This is a genomic window from Chryseobacterium contaminans (assembly GCF_001684955.1).
GTDB lineage: Bacteria > Bacteroidota > Bacteroidia > Flavobacteriales > Weeksellaceae > Chryseobacterium > Chryseobacterium contaminans.
Map to the genome: position 1 here is coordinate 129479 of NZ_MAYF01000001.1, position 19512 is coordinate 148990.

The 19512-nt window shown below is 37.8% G+C and carries 16 protein-coding genes; 1 reads left to right on the forward strand and 15 read right to left on the reverse strand.

Going from position 1 to position 19512, the window contains the following annotated elements:
- Positions 1–188: 188 nt before the first annotated feature.
- From ribH to BBH99_RS00640, 10 genes are all read right to left on the reverse strand, one after another.
- Positions 189–707: a 6,7-dimethyl-8-ribityllumazine synthase gene (gene ribH, locus BBH99_RS00595; RefSeq protein WP_066690567.1), complete on the reverse strand. Its 519-nt coding sequence runs from the start codon at positions 705–707 to the stop codon at positions 189–191.
- Between the two features lie 3 nt (positions 708–710).
- Entirely contained in the window at positions 711–1418 is a 708-nt protein-coding gene (locus BBH99_RS00600) for a YfgM family protein (RefSeq protein ID WP_066690570.1), read from the reverse strand.
- Positions 1419–1576: 158 nt separating this feature from the next.
- Positions 1577–2113 carry an adenine phosphoribosyltransferase gene (locus BBH99_RS00605; protein ID WP_066690573.1) on the reverse strand — a complete coding sequence of 179 codons (537 nt, stop codon included), beginning with the start codon at positions 2111–2113 and terminating at the stop codon, positions 1577–1579.
- A complete protein-coding gene (locus BBH99_RS00610) occupies positions 2114–3319 on the reverse strand; it encodes an NTF2-like N-terminal transpeptidase (protein ID WP_066690576.1) in 1206 nt (401 codons plus the stop codon).
- Between the two features lie 153 nt (positions 3320–3472).
- A complete protein-coding gene (locus BBH99_RS00615; RefSeq protein ID WP_066690577.1) occupies positions 3473–4804 on the reverse strand; it encodes a quinol:cytochrome C oxidoreductase in 1332 nt (443 codons plus the stop codon).
- 8 nt (positions 4805–4812) lie between these two features.
- Positions 4813–5490: a c-type cytochrome gene (locus tag BBH99_RS00620; RefSeq protein ID WP_066690578.1), complete on the reverse strand. Its 678-nt coding sequence runs from the start codon at positions 5488–5490 to the stop codon at positions 4813–4815.
- A 1-nt stretch (position 5491) separates the two neighbouring features.
- Positions 5492–6013, reverse strand: a complete 522-nt coding sequence (locus BBH99_RS00625; RefSeq protein WP_047098680.1) for a DUF3341 domain-containing protein — start codon at positions 6011–6013, stop codon at positions 5492–5494.
- A complete protein-coding gene (nrfD, locus tag BBH99_RS00630; RefSeq protein ID WP_066690579.1) occupies positions 6000–7397 on the reverse strand; it encodes an NrfD/PsrC family molybdoenzyme membrane anchor subunit in 1398 nt (465 codons plus the stop codon). Before nrfD ends, BBH99_RS00625 begins: the two co-directional genes overlap by 14 nt.
- Positions 7398–7422: 25 nt before the next feature.
- The gene (locus tag BBH99_RS00635) at positions 7423–10485 is read right to left on the reverse strand and encodes a TAT-variant-translocated molybdopterin oxidoreductase (protein WP_066690581.1); all 3063 of its coding nucleotides are present in this window, start codon (positions 10483–10485) and stop codon (positions 7423–7425) included.
- Positions 10486–10508: 23 nt separating this feature from the next.
- A complete protein-coding gene (locus BBH99_RS00640; RefSeq protein ID WP_066690584.1) occupies positions 10509–11867 on the reverse strand; it encodes a c-type cytochrome in 1359 nt (452 codons plus the stop codon).
- A gap of 184 nt (positions 11868–12051) precedes the next feature.
- On the opposite strand from BBH99_RS00640, the gene BBH99_RS00645 reads away from it, so the two are divergent.
- On the forward strand, positions 12052–12609 hold the full coding sequence (locus BBH99_RS00645; protein ID WP_066690587.1) for an SPOR domain-containing protein: 558 nt from the start codon (positions 12052–12054) through the stop codon (positions 12607–12609).
- Positions 12610–12656: 47 nt separating this feature from the next.
- Here the strand turns inward: BBH99_RS00645 and BBH99_RS00650 are convergent, their stop codons facing one another.
- The 5 genes from BBH99_RS00650 to BBH99_RS00670 all read right to left on the reverse strand — a co-directional run bounded on the left by BBH99_RS00650 (position 12657) and on the right by BBH99_RS00670 (position 19505).
- Positions 12657–13934 carry a DUF6080 domain-containing protein gene (locus BBH99_RS00650; protein WP_228390713.1) on the reverse strand — a complete coding sequence of 426 codons (1278 nt, stop codon included), beginning with the start codon at positions 13932–13934 and terminating at the stop codon, positions 12657–12659.
- Between the two features lie 78 nt (positions 13935–14012).
- Positions 14013–14966, reverse strand: coding sequence for a T9SS-dependent choice-of-anchor J family protein (locus BBH99_RS00655; RefSeq protein WP_066690590.1), 954 nt, complete (start codon positions 14964–14966; stop codon positions 14013–14015).
- Between the two features lie 84 nt (positions 14967–15050).
- Positions 15051–16592: a protein adenylyltransferase SelO gene (locus tag BBH99_RS00660; RefSeq protein WP_066690593.1), complete on the reverse strand. Its 1542-nt coding sequence runs from the start codon at positions 16590–16592 to the stop codon at positions 15051–15053.
- Positions 16593–16667: 75 nt separating this feature from the next.
- Complete coding sequence (locus tag BBH99_RS00665) at positions 16668–19043, reverse strand: transglycosylase domain-containing protein (RefSeq protein ID WP_066690596.1); 2376 nt, start codon at positions 19041–19043, stop codon at positions 16668–16670.
- 6 nt (positions 19044–19049) lie between these two features.
- Positions 19050–19505, reverse strand: coding sequence for a gliding motility lipoprotein GldH (locus BBH99_RS00670; protein WP_066690616.1), 456 nt, complete (start codon positions 19503–19505; stop codon positions 19050–19052).
- Between the last annotated feature and the right edge of the window lie 7 nt (positions 19506–19512).

Consider the following 19512-nt stretch of genomic DNA (forward strand, 5'->3'; position numbering starts at 1 on the left):
CAAAGATAGTTGTTGTATATAACTTTTGGATGAAAAAAAGCAAAACCTGATATTTATTAATAAGATTTTAAGAATTATAAGAAATTATTTAAACGCATGTTTAATGATTTGGTCGTTATTTCCGAATCTTCCAATAAAAAAGGACTATTAAAAATAGTCCCTATAATATTGTTAAAGAATGTAAACGGTTAAGAATGCCCAAAACCGATGTTTCCTTTTTTATCAGATAATTTCTTTTTGAAATCAATCATTCTTAAAGCCGTTACAGCAGCTTCAACACCTTTGTTTCCAAGATCTCCGCCGCTTCTTGCGATAGACTGCTCTTTAGTATCATCTGTAAGAACACAGAAGATGGTAGGAGTGTCTGTCATGATATTACAGTCCTTGATTCCCTGTGCTACAGCAGAACAAACATATTCGAAGTGAGGGGTTTCTCCACGGATTACGCATCCGATAGAGATCACAGCATCATATTTTCTTTCTTTACAAAGCTGCATACTTGCATAACTTAATTCAAAAGCTCCGGGAACCGGGAAAAGTTTAATGTTTTCTGGTTTTACTCCTTCTTTCTCAAGGATTTCCAAAGCTGCATCACGAAGATTGTACGTTACAAAATCATTCCACTCAGAAAAAACAATGCCGATAGAAAAATCTTCGGCATTAGTTATATGAAGTGGCTTGTAATCGGAAAGATTAACTGTTGCCATTTTTTAATAATATTTAGTCATTTCAATGTAAGAATCAGACATTCCGTTGTCGTAATCCTGATATTTCTCGTCAATCAGAGAGAAGTATTTTTTAGCATCTGCATTTTTCTTTAATCCTAATGCTACGATACCTGCTTTTCTTGTGAAGAAATAAGTAGTATATGGATCGTCAGAAGCAGTAGCTGCTTTATCTAATAATGATAATGCTTCATCATTTTTGTTCAATCCTGATTTTGCATCAGCCATAGCTCCGTATTTCATTGCCATCAGCGTTTTGTTATCAGAAGAGAATTTATCTAAAAGATCGTAAGCTTCCTGGAATTTTCCTTCTTTGAATTTCAATAAACCAGCGTTGTAAGCAGATAGCTGACCGATGCTTGTTCCTGAATATTCGTTTGCTGTACCAATGAAACCAGGGTTTGCAGCAGATTTTCCTCCTAAAGCTTCTTTATCTTTATTTTCAGTAAGGTTTTTCTGAGCAGCTAAGAAACTTTTTACTGCTTCAGCATTTTTAGGAGCAACCACAAATTGCTTATATCCGAAGAATCCTAAAACTCCTAACACTAAAACTCCAAATACAATCCCTAGTGGTTTTGAATATTTTTCAAGAAATCTCTCAGTGTTTAAGGCTTCTCTGTCAAGATCTTTGAAGAACTCAACTGTTTCTTTACCTTCTTGCTCATTCTGAGCATTCTTTCCCAATTTTGCCATAAGTTTTTAAAAATTGAATTGCAAATTTAATTGTTTCTTAGAGATTTACAAAATACTTTTAAAGCATTATTCTGTAAATGTTATGAATTATCAACTGTTACTAAGAAAAATGCCTCGAAAACATAGTTTACGAAGCATTAAATTCTTATTGATATAGATTAATATTCTAAAATATGGTAGACTTCTGCACCAAACTTTTTCAGTTTTTCATCTCCATTCAACCCCTTTAAACCAATCAGGAAACTAAATTGAGAAACGGTTGCCCCTTGTTTTTCTACCAATTTAGCAGCGGCTTCCGTTGTTCCACCAGTTGCTAAAAGATCATCATGGATTAAAACCCTTTGTCCTGGCTTTATCTGTCCTTCCCGGGTTTCGATAGTGGCACTGCCATACTCCAGATCATATTTTTCTGAAATAACAGGCGGTGGAAGTTTTCCTGCCTTTCTAATCAGGATAAAAGGAACTTCCAGTGCTACAGCAATCGCAATTCCAAAAAGATAACCACGGCTTTCTATTCCGCATACCGCATCTACTTTCCCTTTACTTTTAGCAGCAAGGTCTGCAATAACATCTTCATAAAGTTTCGGATCTAAAAAAATAGGTGAAATATCCTTAAACTGAATCCCTGGAATAGGAAAGTCCGGAATATTTTCAATTGTATCTTCTAGTCTTTTGATTAATTCTGCTGAAGCCATTTATGGGTTGATTTTATAGCTGGAAATTTTCCAGTCTCCGTTTACATTTTTAAGTCCGAAAGTTACTTTTAATGAAGTAGTTTTTCCGTTTTTATCCGTTACATCATAAGTAGCGTTTACGCTGGCTCCGTTTGCATTGGTTGCAGTTGTTGTAATATTTTTAACGCTTACATTTTTTACCGCTCCAAAACCGGAATTAGGATTGGAGAAAGACTCATAGCTTCCCCAGCTTGGGTTATTGGATGCATCATAAGCTGCTTTTAAGTTCTGAGAGCTTACACTGCTAAGGAACTTGCTTACTGTATTTTTGGGATCTGCAGCTGGTTGTTTTGGAGCTGCTGGTGCCGCCGGAGTTGCTGTACCAGGTTCTGTAGCAGCAGGTGGTGTAGCTGTAGCCGGATTATTTGGATCTACTACTGCACTTGGCTGTTGTGGTACTGCAGTTGTATCTGTTTTTGGAACGGCAGTAACTTTCAATGCTGCTGCATTTACATCCAATCCGATTTTAGACATTTTGAATGTTTTTGCCGTTGTTTTCACAGAAACAGTGATATCAATTTTGTTATCCACCACTTTTGAAGCCGGAATAGAGGAGAACTTAAGGTTGAATCCTTTAAAGTTGTTATCCTGCATCAGGTTTTTAGCCGTAGAAAGTCTTACTCCATTACTGAAAACTTCTAAGGTAGCTTCCAAACCTGCACCGGTAAATGATACTGGATTTCCAGCTGCATCTACTAATCTTGGTACAATCTGGATTGCTGTTGGAGCACCATTCCCATCATCACCAGTTGGTCTTGTGACAAGAGTTAATGCTCCTGCTTTTACATCATTAGGATCGCTCTCTTTGGCTTTATCGTCACCGAAGATATTCATTTCACCTAATGAAGGGGGAGCAGTACTTGCCCATTCAATTCCATTTTTCTGTGCAACTTCGTCAGCTAAGGCCATGATTTCGGGAACTTTTTTCCCATTAATCAGTTGTCCCAGAGCTTTTAGCTCATTCACATCCCCGTCAGCTTCTACGCCAAATGTTTTAAGAATATAAAGAGCTTCATTAAACTTAATCTGTTTAATGGTAGGTAGGCTGGAAGTCATATCGTTGATACTTGATTGCAGCGTTTTAGTATTCGTAGCATCTACATGATCTTTCTTACATGCTGTAAAAAGCAAAAGACTGAAAACAAGTAGAAAAGAAAACTTTTTCATTTTTATTTGGTTTGTTGCAAATTTACTAAAACCTTTATTAATAGAGGATTTTATTTTTTGTTTTGTTTTTCAAGGAGTTCATATACCTATTTTAAGCATAAAAAAAGGCTGATTGTACAAACAATCAGCCTTTTAAAGTTTTATTAGAAATCCTTAGAAAGGATATTCATAAATTTCAGATTCGTGTAAGAATGGGTTTCCTGTAGGGATCAGTTTAAGCTTGCTTAATGCTGAAAGTACAGTGAACATAAATAATCCAACTACGAATAGGATCGCTCCTAATACTAATAGGAATACTTCAGGAGTGTTCCAGAATGGTCCTACTGTTCCCGGCATTACCATGTTGAAGTAGTCTAGGATGTGTCCTAATATAACCACTACAGCCATTGTAGTAACTACTTTGTAGTTTCTCTTGATGCTGCTGCTTACTAATACCAATAGTGGTAATAAGAAGTTGATGATCAACATCGGTAAGAAAGTAGGAGAGTAGTGCTGGAATCTTCCGAAGAAGTAGTTAACCTCTTCCGGTACGTTTGCATACCAATAAAGCATGAACTGAGCAAACCATGTATATGTCCAAAGCATACTTGTCGCGAAAAGGAAAACTCCTAAATCGTGTAAGTGGTTGTCATTGAACTGTGGTAAGAAACCATTTTTCTTAAGATAAACACTTAATAAAATGATTACAGCGATACCACTTGATAGGCAGCTAACCATTGAATACCAGATATACATTGTAGAATACCAGTGAGGGTCAATAGACATCAACCAGTCCCAAGCCCAAGCTGCAGAAGCAAATCCGAAGAATGCAATGTAACCTACAGACCATCTGTAAAGCATTTGATACTCTACTTTAGACTTCGTTTCGTCTACTTTCTTAGATTGAGCTTTTAATTTCCAAGCGAAGAAAGAAGCACCAATCACATAGATTAAAGTTCTAACTGCATAGAAAGGAATATTTAAAAACTTTTTCTTTTCGAATAAGATCACATCAAAATGAGCAGATTCTGGGTTTGTCAATTCAGGATCCATCCAGTGGAATAAGTGCCCGTTATGAGTAATGTTCAGGATCATTAAGATGATAAGGATTGCACCACCGTAAGGAATATAAGAAGCAATAGCTTCCATTACTCTTGTAATGATGATTGGCCATCCTGCGTGTCCAGCATGCTGAATACAATAGAAGAACAATACACAGCAGCTTACTCCAAAGAAAAATACAGCTACAAAATGTAATGATGCTAAAGGCTGGTTGTGAACCTGCATTGTAGCATGCTCAAGGTGAGCAGCGTGATCCTGAGGTCCTACCATTTCACTCGAGTGTGTAGGAGCAGTATGACCAGAAGCATGAACAGCTTCCATCATATGTTCTATTTTCTCAGTAGAAAGTCCTTTGTTCATAAAGAAACCAATACCAAACAGAACTAAACCTACAACAAGAAGTATTATAGAAGTTGATTTTAATTTTGGTGAAAAACTATACATTTCTTTTCTTATTTTTTAGTTTCGGTAGTCGTTTCAGTTGCTGGTGCTGCGGCTGCCGGAGCTGCTGCGCCTTTTTTGAAGGCACTCATCACATACATTGCCACTCTCCATCTATCACCAGGGTTTAGCTGTCCAGCATAAGATCCCATCGCGTTTCTACCGTTTGTTAATACATAATGAACAGATCCTACTGTAAGCTCTCTGTCAGCATAGTTTGGAACTCCAGAAAATGCACCAGATTGTACGATTGGTCCTTGTCCATCACCTCCTGTTCCGTGACATGCAGCACAAGTGTGGTCGAACAATACTTTTCCTCTTTCAAGATCCTTAGCTGCATTAGCTGGGTTCAGAGGAGAAGTTGTCAGTTTTTTAGAAGCATCATAACCAGCGTTGTACTCGTCAACATTTTTTGGTAATAAGCTTTCTTCAAAAACTCCATCTTTATTTTGAGCAACTGATCCTTCTACTGGAGAAAGACCTGTTGCACCATTATTTTTAACAAAAGCAGGAATTTCATTTTCATGATCTGAATACGCATCCTGAGCCTTCATCAATGGATCATAAGCTACCGGAAAATACATGTCCGGGAAGTATACCAACGGAGTGTTCTCCTTTGGTCCGCAAGAGTTAAGTAAAACTGTTGTTAAACCTAAAACTGCTGTAATTCTTAATACATTCTTTTTCATTTTAAGCGTCTTTAACAGTTATTTCTTCAACTCCAGTTTCAATTAGCAACTGCTTTACAGATTCTACATCTTCAGTTACGAATTCCATCATGAATTTATCATCAGTAGTTCTTGGATCCGGGTTCTGAGCAGGAGCTCCTGGATACATTTTGTTTCTAACCAAGAAAGTTAAAGACATCATGTGAGCGGCACAGAATACCATTAATTCGAACATTGGAACTACGAATGCCGGCATGTTGTGTCCCCAGTCAAATGCTGGTTTACCACCGATGTTCTGAGGCCAGTCGTGGTTCATTACGTACCAGGTTAAAGTAGCACCGATAGTAACCCCATAACAAGCATAGATGAAAGCAGCATCAGAAATTCTAGTTTTCTTTAACCCTAAAGCTTTATCTAGTCCGTGAACCGGAAACGGAGTATAAACCTCGTTTATTTTGATTCCTTTATCGTTGAATGCTTTAACGCCGTTCATTAAATCGTCGTCGTCAGCATAAAGTCCGTATACAATTTTAGTGGTGCTCATCTCCTTCTTTTGCTTTATAAGTTTCACCTGAGATTTTCAAAATCGATTTTAATTCAGCCTGTGCAATTACAGGGAATGTTCTTGCGTATAATAAGAATAATACAGAGAAGAATCCGATCGTTCCTAAGTATACACCCACATCAATGATCGTTGGCTTAAACATTGTCCATGATCCTGGTAAGTAGTCTCTAGAAAGGTTGATAACGATGATATCAAAACGCTCGAACCACATACCGATGTTGATAATCAATGCAACGATGAAAGTCCAGATAATGTTTGTTCTTAGTCTCTTGAACCAGAACGAAGCCGGAATAACAAGGTTACAGATGATTAGTGACCAGAAAGCCCACCAATAAGGACCTACTGCAGCACCTGGAGAAAGATAAGTAAAGTCTTCAAATCTAGATCCAGAATACCATCCGATGAAATATTCAGTTGCGTAAGCTACTGTTACCATACCACCTGTTAAGATGATTACGATGTTCATAATTTCGATATGATACATTGTAATATATTCTTCTAAGTGACACACTTTTCTAGCAACTAACAATAAGGTCTGTACCATTGCAAATCCTGAGAAGATCGCACCAGCAACGAAGTAAGGAGGGTAGATCGTAGAGTGCCATCCTTTAATTACTGAAGTCGCGAAGTCAAAAGATACGGTTGTGTGTACCGAGAATACAAGTGGAGTTGCTAATCCTGCAAGAACCAAAGAAAGTTCTTCGAATCTTTGCCAGTGTTTTGCTTTACCACCCCAACCGAATGCAAGGAATGTATAAATCTTTTTAGTCCAAGGAGTCTTAGCTCTATCTCTGATCATTGCAAAGTCAGGGATTAGTCCCATGAACCAGAATACAGTTGATACTGAGAAATACGTAGAGATCGCAAATACGTCCCAAAGTAGAGGAGAGTTAAAGTTCCCCCAAAGAGAACCGAATTGGTTTGGTAATGGGAATACCCAGTATCCGACCCAAACTCTACCCATGTGAATTACCGGGAAGATTGCCGCCTGTACAACCGCAAAGATCGTCATCGCCTCTGCAGATCTGTTTACAGACATTCTCCATCTCTGTCTAAATAATAATAATACCGCTGAGATTAGGGTTCCGGCGTGACCAATACCTACCCACCATACGAAGTTGGTAATATCCCAACCCCAGTTAATAGTTCTGTTAAGCCCCCATGATCCAATACCTGTTCCGATAGTATAAGCGATACATCCGAATCCATAGATGAATAGAACTAAGGCTGCATACAATGAAATCCACCATAATTTACCTGCTCTTTCTTCGATAGGTCGTGCAATATCTTCTGTGATATCGTGATAAGTTTTGTGACCAATAATTAGAGGTTCCCTTATCGGAGCTTCGTAATGTCCTGACATTTTTTACCTATTTATTATTTAAACTTTATTTTTCTACTCTGTTTCTTACTTTAGTGTGATAGAACACGTTTGGTTTTGTTCCGATCTCCTCTAGTAAATAATATCTTCTGTTAGAGGCATACACCTTTCTAATTGAAGAATCTTTATCATTCATGTCTCCAAATGTCATTGCACCAGTAGAACAAGCTTTAGAACAAGCTGTCTGGAATTCTCCATCCTTCACTCTTCTTCCTTCTTTCTTAGCCTCAAGAATAGTATTCTGAGTCATTTGGATACACATTGAACATTTCTCCATTACCCCTCTAGTTCTTACAACTACATCCGGGTTAAGTACCATTCTTCCTAAATCGTTGTTCATGTTGTAATCGAACCTGTCGTTTAGGTTATAAGTAAACCAGTTGAAACGTCTTACTTTGTACGGACAGTTGTTTGCACAATATCTGGTACCGATACATCTGTTGTAAGCCATATGGTTTTGACCTTGCTTACCGTGTGAAGTAGCCGCTACCGGACATACCGTTTCACATGGAGCGTGGTTACAGTGCTGACACATTACTGGCTGGAAGATTACATCCGGATTATCAGCAGGGTGGTTTAATGCACCTCCTTCTTTGTTGAATGCAGTACCGTATAATTCTGGTACAGCCATTCCTTCTTTTAATCCTTCGTATACTTCTACAGTTTGTCTTGAAGAATAGTAACGGTCAATTCTTAACCAGTACATATCTCTTGACATTCTTACTTCTTCTTTACCTACTACAGGAACGTTGTTCTCAGCCTGACAAGCAATGATACATGCTCCACAACCTGTACAAGAATTCAAGTCAATAGATAAGTTGAAGTGAGGACCGTCAGTATCATCAAATGCATCCCAAAGGTCGATTTTTCTTGCTGGAAGAGCTCCACTAATCGTGTGATATTCCAAAGGCTTGTTCCATCCTTTATGCTCGTCATCGAAAGGTACGTTGATGAAATCTGCTAAAGGAACTTCTTTTGCGATTTCGTAACGACCCATTAATGTATTCTGAAGCTGGATACCTGCGAATTCGTGATCTTCTCCTGTTTTCTCGATTTTAACACCAGAAAGAACAAGGTTAGAACCATCAAATAAAGGATATGCATTTACCCCTGTATCAGCAGTTGCTCCTGAGTTTTTCTTACCATATCCAAGCGCAAGACCTACTGATCCTTCTGCCTGACCTGGCTGTACGAATACAGGAACGTCTTTTATTGTTACTCCGTTTACAGTAAGGTTTACGATAGAACCATCTAACTGCATTCTCGCGTTAAGATCGTTATCAATACCGAACTTTTCTGCATCTTTTGGAGAAATTGTCAGGTAGTTATCCCAAGACATTCTAGTGATAGGGTCAGGTAACTCTTGTAACCAAGGGTTGTTTGCCTGAGTACCATCTCCCATTGAAGTCTTAGTGTATAATACTAATTCTAAATCAGAAGCTTTAAAGTTTCCTAATTCAGCAACAGCCTGAGCAGCGTTTCCACCTGCATAAGATAATGTTGTTGAGTTAGTAGAAGGGTTGATACCGTTATATAAAGCTTTGTTGAAAGAAATACCCCCTAAAAGAGAAGCAGAGTTTGCCTTTAAATAATCGTAATAGTTGTTGGCAGCATTGTTCTTACCATTCTTCCAAACCAATAGAGACTCTTCAATCTGTCTTGATTTGTAGATCTTCTGGATAGTAGGCTGCATTAATGAATATACTCCGGTCTGTGGTTCGATATCTCCCCAAGACTCTAACCAGTTAGCAACTGGAATAACAGCCTTAGCTGCTTTGTACATTTCATTTTTCTTATCAGCAACAGCAATTACGTAAGGAACTTTAGATAAAGACTTTTTGAAGTCTTCTCCTTTTGGATGAGCATAGATAGGATCTACGTTGTTGGTTACTAATACTCCAACTTGTCCTGCATTTATCCATCCTAGGAATTCCTGGTATCTTGCACTGTTGAATTCTTTTAGGAAGTTCGCTTTACCTGTGAAAGCTACTGATCCTAATTTTTGGTTAATTAAGTGTGCTAAAACCTGTGCTCCTTTAGAACCGTCAGCGAAAACAACAGCTTTGCTTCCTTTTGCTTTCAATTCGTTGGCAATTTCAGTAGCAGTCTTATCAGAAGTACCACCACCTACGATTGCATTATAAACTTCAACTAAAGTTTTGTTTACAGCACTTGGCTTTAATCTGTATCTTGAGTCAGCGTTAGCACCAGTTAATGACATGTTAGATTCCACTTGGATGTGTCTCAACATGTTTGGACCTGGTTTTCTTGCTGCAGCATAAGAAGACTCTAAGCTTGAAGCGTTATAATCTCCTAAGAAATCAGCCTGGAAAGAAACTACCAATTCAGAACCGTTAAGGTCATAAACAGGTAATGCTCTTTGTCCGAATACTTCCTGAGCAGCATCTAGTCCTGCAGAATAAGGATAAGCATCGAAAGTTACTAATTCAGCTGTAGGATATTTAGCTTTGAATTCAGCGAATAGTTTTTTGAAAGTTGGTGAAGCAAAAGAGTGTGATAAAACCACAATCTTTTTGCCTGACGCTTTAGCTTCTTCCAAACCTTTAATAACGAAACTGTCTACTTTATCAAAAGTTTCGTCTTTACCGTCTAGTTTAGGCTGCTTTACTTTATCATTATCATAAAGAGAAAGTACACTTGCCTGAGCTCTTGCGTTAGTTTTACCTAAATCACCACCAGCCGGGTTTGGTTCAATCTTGATTGGTCTACCTTCACGAGTTTTTACTAAAACACTAGCAAAGTCGAACCCATCAAAATATGTTGAAGCGTAATAGTTAGGGATTCCCGGAATAATATCATGTGGTTTTACCACATAAGGAATCGTTTTGATTACCGGAGCTTCGCAGGCAGCTAAAGTTACTGCTGCTGTAGAGAATCCTAATAATTTAAGGAAATCTCTTCTTGAAGTACTGGATCCGTTTTTCTCAGCATCTCCAAGGAAATCTTCTACCGGAATTTCTTCCTGAAACTCTTTCTGAGCCAGCTTATTATTTAAAGCTGGATCTTTAAGTTCATGAATACTTCTGAATTGTATTTTGTTTGAAGCCATTTATACTTCTAATTTTTTAGTTATTAATAATGACATTTACCACACTCAAGACCTCCAATTGCATCTACAGTGATTTTACCTCCATCTTGTGGATATTGTTTTTTCAACTTGTCGTGTAGATTCTTGAAGTACTCTTTATTATAACCGTTGTTCATATCAACCTCAGTAGTTCTGTGGCACTCGATACACCATCCCATAGTAAAGTCGTTAGCCATCTGAACAACATTCATTGTATCAATTTTTCCGTGACAAGCTTTACAAACAACATCAATTTTGTTGTTAGGGTTCTTTTTGTTGAAAGAGTTGATGATCGCTTGTTCACCAGCAATAACGTGCTGAGAGTGGTTGAAGTAAACGAAGTCTGGCATGTTGTGGATTCTTGTCCATTCAACTGGCTGCGTTTTTCCTGTGTACTGTTGTTTAGCAGGATCCCAACCTGTTGCAGCGTAGATCTTCTGGATTTCTCCGTCATAGAATGCCTTATCTTTTCCTGGCTCCATGTAGTGATCTGCGTTGTATTCAGAAATTGTTCTGTGACAGTTCATACAAACGTTCATAGAAGGAATCTCAGATACTTTTCCGTATTTAGCACTAGAGTGACATAACTGACAGTCAATTTTCTGTTCTCCAGCGTGGATTTTGTGAGAGAAGTAGATTGGTTGTTCTGGTTTGTACCCTTTGTAAACACCGATCCACATTAACCAGTTCCAAACTCCGTAAGCCGCAAGAATAGCAAGAATTGCTAATAACGCCTTACCAACGTAGTGGAACTTCTCGTACATTTCACTGAAAGAACGAACTCTTGTTTCGTTAAGCCCTGAAAGCTCTTCAGATTGACCTAGTTTTACTAATTGTCTTAGTTTAACCAAAATCCAAACTAATAGACCTGCAATGGCTAAAAGTGAAATAATAACGATGTTTGTTGTGCTTTTGTCTGCAGGAGCTGCCGTAGCTGCACCAGCTGCAGGAGTTGCTTCCGGCTTTTTCTCCTCCGGAGCAGGAGGGTTAGTTGTGAAAGCTAAAATGTCGTCAATATCCTTATCTGTAAGATTTGGAAAGACCTGCATTTCAGTCTTATTAAACTTTTCAAAAATCTCATTAGCGTATTTATCCCCAGAAGCTCTCAGAGCTTTGTTGTCTTTGATCCACTTGTGAAGCCAATCTTTGTCTACACCACCTTCTGTCTTTACTCGTTCTACAACCCCTTTTAATGGTGGTCCTACAACTTGTTTGTCCAGCGCGTGACATGCAGTACAATTCGCTTTGAAAAGTTTCTCTCCGTTTTTAGGATCGCCGTCTTGCCCGTAAAATGAAGCACTGGTTGATAGCAATAAGCCTATTGCGATCAACGTTTTTTTATAATGCTTTCTCCAACTAATCATTTAAATTATCTTATGTTAGTAAATTATTGAACATTCAATCAATTCCGCAAAAATAATATTTTTAACAGAAATTTAACGGCATATCGAAAAGGGAAAATATCATTTACGTTTAATTTGTATTGATTCTAAATAACCTGTTTGGTATAGTTTTTTAATTTGTATAAATTTGCGGAAACAAGTTTAAATGAGAAATTTGATTAAAATATTTTCGATATTATCATTATTTAGTTTTTATAGTATTGAAGCCCAGCAGGTTGTTAAAAAAGATACGCTTTCAGGAACAGAGCTAGTTATCACCATGGATTCCAAAATTAATGCTGCTTTGGAAGGCGTTGAAGATAAATGTTCCAGAGTTGTTACTAATAATCCAACCAAAGATTATGGTAATAATGACTCCGGTATTTCCTCTGGAGTGAGTACAAAACCAAATAAAATTTATGTACCGAATAGGGAATTAACCAATGCTGAAATCTGTAGGAAAAATCCTAGAATTTTAGGATATAAAATTCAGATTACAACGGTGAAAAGTAATGAAGAAGCCAATGAAGTGAAATCTTATTTCAGAAAAAGATTTCCTAACCTGAAAGTAGAAACAGATGCTTCTTTACGACCTAACTATAAGATTTTAGCAGGAAGCTATTTTACCAAACAAAGTGCTGCCGGGGATCTTTCTAAAGTTAGAGAGTATTTCAAGTCAGCAGTTGCTGTACAGTATAGAATTTTCTGTTCAGAAGCAAAATAATATTGAATATTTCAAAATATACAGGCCGGGAATTGTCCCGGCTTTTTTTATTGGTAATAGGTTTCTAAAAACCAAAAGAATTCTGATATTCTGAATGCATTATTTGAAAGTAAATAAACAAATAATAAACAGAGAATAAGTGTTAAAAAGGCCATCATTTTTGCTGATGATCTGTACCCGTAAAACAACCATCCGAGAAGCAATGGATATACAAAAACAAAGTGCCCGCCATAGATATATGAAGTGTGCAGCCCGAATCTCATAATGCAATGGATGAAGATGTCAAACAAGAAGGAAATTGTAATAACCTGAACCCATTTGTTCTTAAAATTCTTAAGATAACTCCAACTTATCAATACCAATAATATCACTATAAATACATAAGGAATTACTGATGAATAAAGATCCATATAAAGGGCTTTAAAGCTAAAGCCTTTCATGTTGTGTTTGTCTGATAGAATGAAACTAGGGAACAGAATATTGCCGCCAAAAAAGAAAGAAAGTATCATATCCCAGGTAGGCATGGATTCTACATTTGAGAATTTTTCGTACTGCTGATTGGTCTTTGAGAAAATATTCTGGTATTTGAAATCAATCCTATAGAGGTAAAGTAGTGCATATATGATGATGGCTATTATTCCTCTTACAATAGCACCACCGATTTTTTTCCAGCTTTTAAAAAGGCCTTTTTCAAAAAATACCGGAATAAAAACTTTTACAATGTTTGTGATAGTAAGCCCTCCAATCGTAATGGCAGCCAATGATAATGCTGCTGCAGGAATCTTTTCTTCCTTTCTGAGCTTTATTGCAGCATAATAGTTATACAACGAAAGTAAAAATAGAGTGTAGGTAAAGTTCTCAGGAGTGAATGAAAGAATAATATTGGTAGAGAAGATTCCAAAAAATAATGTAATTAAAAGAGTGTATGCTAACGGAAGCCTGATGATGTTTTTAAGGTATTTGAAAACCTGAACAATATTTAAGGTGATCGCAATATTGCTCAGCCATGCCAAGGTTAGCCTGAAAGTCATATCCATTTTTCCTCCCGAAATAAATAAACAGAATTCTCTGATCCAGTTGAAGAAATAATAGGAAAGAGGGTGTCTTTCAAAGCTGCCTCCGGTCATTAGGATAGATTTGTTATCAAAGCTGAAATAGGCATCCCATGGAATTCTGCTGTCGAAGATGATTCTGTAATGAACGGCAATATAAGAACCAAGGATTCCGTAACAGGTGATGAAAAACAGAAAAACCCCCAGTTCAGAATAGGAGGATGGAAAAACCAACCTGAAAATGTTAATAAATTTTGTTTTAATAAATGACACGTGTCGTATTTTTTTGCAAAAGTAAAATAAAAAACCACCAGAATTGGTGGTTTTATGAAGATTGTATACACGTGGTGATTATTGTTTGATGATTTTTTCTGTAGCAGATGTTCCGTCAGTAAATTCTACTTTTATCAGATAGTTTCCTTTTGGAAGAGCTGAGATATCTGTATTTCCGGACTCTGTCCTGTTAAGGACTTTTCCTGTCATATCGATAACGGAAGCTGATTTTATCTTTTTGTCTGTTTTAATATTTACTTCTCCTTTTGTTGGATTAGGATAAAGGGCTGTACCTGCCTTTGTTTTTGAAACTTCATTGGTGGCAAGTGTTCCTGAAGTAGTAACTTTTACATCATCAAGCATAAACATATATTTGTCTGCAGACATATATTGGAATCCTATTTTTACCGATTGCCCGGCATAGGCATCAAGATTGATGGTTACTTGCTGCCAGGTATCCGGAGCTGTTGATGTTGCTGGTGTGGAAACAATTGTAAAGTTAGCTGCTGAAGTCGGATTTCCGGTTCCGGTATAAACTCCTACTTTGTAGCTTTCTACAAAAGCGGGAGATAATGCTTTCACCCAGAATGTCAATATATTTGAACTCGCTCCTAAAGTGATAGCAGGGGTTATAAGCCAGTCATTATTGGCGGAAACTCCTCCTGAAGGGACTCCAGCCCATGAAACAGCACATTTTTGTCCTCCATGTGAACTGAAGTTTCTAACCTCTTCATCAGCCGCAGTTGATGTTGGGTTATTGGTTGCATTACTTGTGGAAAGATTAAAAATCTGAAAAGCCATAGGTTGCCCTGCATTTGCCCAGCCTGCGGACCAGGAAGGGATAGTAGTTCCGCCAATTACAGGTCCTCCGCCTGTATAAGTATTTAAGCCATCAAGATCTAGCGTAGACCAGCTCCCAAAACCACTAATGGAAAAGTCTGTATATGACTCGAATCCTTCGTCAAGCAAGACGGTTTGGGAATATGCAAAAGTTCCCATCATTAAACTTAGAGAAAGTATAAATTTTTTCATAATTAAAAGATTTCTCTAAAATTAGTGAAAATATTTAATATGATGCGAATAATTTAATTTTTATCGTGTTTTATGGTATATTTATTAAGAACTACACGAAAGTGTAGAACATCCTGCGGTATCATCATAACCGGATGGCCTTTTGGTTGAAAACTCCGGATATATTTCTTCATACGGGTTTTCAAGTGCTTTAGTTAATTTTTTTAGCATTTCCTTTTGACCATTGTTGATTTCCTCAATGCATTCATAGAGCAGATAATTTCTTAGAATGAATTTCGGATTTGATTGTGCCATTATTTGTAAAGAGTTCTCTCTTGAAATAGTACTTGAATTTAGCCTGGATTCATAACTTTCAATAAAATTCTTAAGCTTTCCAAGCTTTTCTTCATTCAGGAAAGAGTAGGAGATGTTACTGAATTGGTCTTTTAAATCTGCACCAGGTGTTAATTTTTCCAATTCATTAAAAAATAAAGTATGATCCAGTTCCAGTTCCTGCATGAGTCCCTGCCAGTTGATGAAAAACTCTTCATCATCCTTTCGCAGTTCATCAAATCCAAACTTTCTGCAAAGCATTTTGTCATGAGCTTCCCAGAAATAGGAACCATATCTGTTTAAGGTGTTTTCTAAAAACTTTTCATCTTTAATGAGCGGATGAAGTGCATTGGCAAGCTGCCAAAGATTCCATTGAGAAATTTGTCCCTGCTTTCCAAAAGCGTATCTTCTTCCTGGAAGATCGGTGGTATTAGGAGTGAAATTCAGATCATATTCATCCATCATAGAATAAGGGCCATAATCGATCGTTAGTCCTAAAATAGACATATTATCCGTATTCATTACACCGTGTACAAACCCAACCCTGAACCATTCAACCATGAGGTCTGCGGTACGGGTGCAGATGTTTTCAAAAAAGTCTTTATATTTCTGTATGCCTGATGATGTAATTTCCGGATAATAATTTTCAATAGTGTAATCCAATAGGTCTTGCAGGGTTTTGTATTCCTGTTGGGCAGACATCAGTTCAAAATGTCCAAAACGAAGAAAGCTTTCAGCGGTTCTGATGACTACCGCACCTTTTTCCAGTTGTGGATTTCCGTTATACATAATATCACGCACAACATCTTCTCCGGTAAATGCAAGACTTAAAGCTCTGGTGGTGGGAACACCTAAATGAAACATAGCTTCACTCATCAGATATTCTCTTACGGAAGACCTTAAAACAGCTCTTCCATCTGCATGTCGGGAATAAGGAGTTGCACCGGCTCCTTTCCATTGAATTTCCGTTCTTTTTCCTGAGGCATTGGTGATCTCGCCTGCAATGATGGCTCTGCCGTCTCCAAGCTGACCTGCCCAATTTCCAAATTGATGGCCTGCATAGGCTGTAGCGTAAGTCTGAACATTGTCTGGAAGGTTATTTCCTACCAAGAAATCAAGATCTTTCTCTTCAAACTTTCCCAGTCCTATTTCTTCTGATAATGGCTCGTTAAATGCTATTAACTGAGGCTGATCAAAACCTGCAGGTTTAATAGTTGAAAATAAAACTTTAGGAGTATTTCTCTGCATAGGATTGTTCGAAAAATCTCCCGGAAATTTCTTGATAAAGGGCTGGCTGATGCGTTCGATATTCATACTTCAAAGGTATTAATTATAAAAGAAAAGACCTTCCAAATTATTGAAAGGTCTTATGTATTTCTAAAAGAGAATTTATTTATTAAAATCTACCTCATCGTTTGAGTGAAGGTTTTCATTGATATTTTCCTCTTTCTTTTCTGTAGGTTTCTTAGGAGTTGGATCTACCGGCCTTGGGTTCTTAATTTCATCGATCGTCTGAAGACTTCCATCATCTCCATATCCACCGCCTAATCCTTTAAGGTTTGAACAGCCATCTTTCCAGTCTGAAGGCTTGGTAAACTTATCATCCGGAGTAATTCCTAGTGTTTTGTCTGCCCAGACTTTCTTCATGAAGATTGCCCATATTGGTAATGCCATTCTAGCACCCTGACCTTCACCGGTTCCGAAGAAGTGGGTTGCTCTGTCTTCCCATCCTACCCAGGCTCCAGTCGCCAGTTTTGGAGTGATACCCATGAACCAACCATCGGAGTTGTTCTGTGTAGTTCCTGTTTTAGCAGCAATTTCAACCCCTTTTGAGATGCCTCTTCTTCCGAGTTCTCCTGAAGCTGTACCGTACTGTGCAACACCTTTCATTAATTCAATCATGGTGTAAGCATACATTGGGTTCATTACTTCTTTTGGTTCTACATTAACTTCCTTAATTACCCTACCGTTGGCATCTTCAATTCTCCAGATCATTTCCGGCTTATTATAGTTACCGTAGTTGGCAAAAGTACTGTAGGCACCTAGCATTTCGTAGATGGTAATATCTGATGAACCAAGGGCAATGGTATTGTTTCTTGGTATATCTTCTGTTACACCCAGGTCTCGTGCAGTTTGGATAACAGCATCTACACCGGTCATTTCAATAAGTCTTGCTGCAATCGGGTTCTGAGAGTGTGCTAAACCATCTTTTAAAGTAAGCATTCCTCCTCTTCCCGGTACGTGCCATCCGTTGTGGTCATAAGTTCCGTTAGAAACAGTTGAACAAGGAGTCATTCCCAGCTTCATAATAGCAGTTGCATATACGAAAGGCTTGAATGTGGATCCTACCTGTCTCTTACCTTGCTTAATGTGGTCATACTGGAAGTGCTGCCAGTCGATACCTCCTACCCAGGCTTTGATCTCTCCGGTTCCAGGGACCATAGACATTAAACCTGCCTGTGCAATTTGTTTGTGATATCTGATAGAGTCCCATGGTGACATTTCAACTTCTTCTTCGCCTGCCCATGTAAACCTTGATGTTTTAATCGGTTTTTTAAACTCCATCATGATAGAGTCATCAGGCATACCATCAGCCTTTAACAGCTTGTATCGGCCAGTTCTTTTCATAGCCTGAACCATTACATCATTGATCTGTTTGTCTGTAAGGTAGTAGAAAGGTCTGTTCTTTCTTCCTCTTTGTTCGGCATCAAATCTTTTCTGCAGATCAGTTAAGTGTTCCTTAATTGCTTCCTCTGCGTATTTCTGCATTTTAGAATCAAGGGTAACGTAGATTTTTAAACCGTCTTTGTATAGGTTAAGTTTTTTACCAGTTTCCTTTTCGTGAGATTCAAGATATTTATCAATCTCTTTTCTCAGATAAAACTTATAATAAGCAGAATATCCGTCGGTAATGCTCTTGATAGGGTGGAAGTCTACTTCAACAGGTGTGTTGATGGCTTTCTCATAAGTAGCAGCGTCAATATATCCTGTTTTCTGCATCTGATCTAATACCACATTTCTTCTTTCCTTTGCTTTTTCAGGATATCTGTAAGGGTTGTTTTTTCTTGGGTTTTCAAGCATGGCTACAAAAGTAGCTGCTTCTGGAAGAGTAAGTTCAGAGGTCTTTTTGTTAAAATAAACCCTTGATGCCATTTCAACACCATTTGCATTGAATAAGAAGTCAAACTTGTTGAAATAAAGAGTGATAATCTCTTCTTTGGTATATCTTTTTTCAAGACTTACAGCAACTACCCATTCTTTCAGTTTCTGGAATGCTCTTTCGATTTTGTTCTGAGAAGCTGTTCCTGTGAAAAGAAGTTTTGCTAACTGTTGGGTAATGGTAGAACCACCCCCACGTCCTCCACCATAAGCAACTGCTCTGGCGATAGAGTACAAGTCTATTCCTGAATGTTCTTTAAAACGTTCATCTTCTTTTGCCTGAAGGGCATAAATAAGGTAAGGAGGAAGGTCCTTATACACGATAGGCTGAGTTTTTTCTTTCTCAAATTTCCCTAGTGTTACCCCATCTGAAGATATGATTTCAGAAGCTACGAAGATATCCGGGTTTTCAAGTTCCTTTACATCGGGCATCTCTCCAAGGAATCCCTGGGAAACCGCAAAGAAAAGTCCTGAAATCCCTAAAACCACCGCAATGAGTCCAATCCAAATAAATGAGACCCATTTTTTCCAAGAGGTGTTCTTTTTTTTGGGAGGCAGAGGAAATGTTTTCCCCTTATTTCCTGCATTTTTATTGTTTACTTCCATTTATGGTTACGGTTTAGCCGTTTCTATTTTTATCCCAACATCCTCGATTCCAGGAAGGGTATCGTTTCTCATCGCCTGAATCAGGCCGATCTCATATTTTCCCTTCGCCGGAAACCTGTAATTTATTTTATACTGAAACAATGTTTCCTTTGTGTCACCAAAGCCTGTACCAAGCCATTCTCCGTTTGGTTTTGCCAAAACATAGTTCAGGGTATCGGTTTCCTTTTTTTTGTTCTGAAGGTTGGTGAAATTCACAATAAACCTTATATTACTGTAAGGGTAATTGTTGTTATTTCTTACGACAAATATAATATTTTTAGGATTCTGCGGATCTGAAATTTCAAGATTAAATTTTTGTTCACTTTTCTTATTCCACTTGTTGTCAACGGAATTCATGATAACATCTTCTCCTGAAGAAGAGTTACAACTGAAGAAAAGAATAAAGGCGAATAATCCTAAAATGTTACGC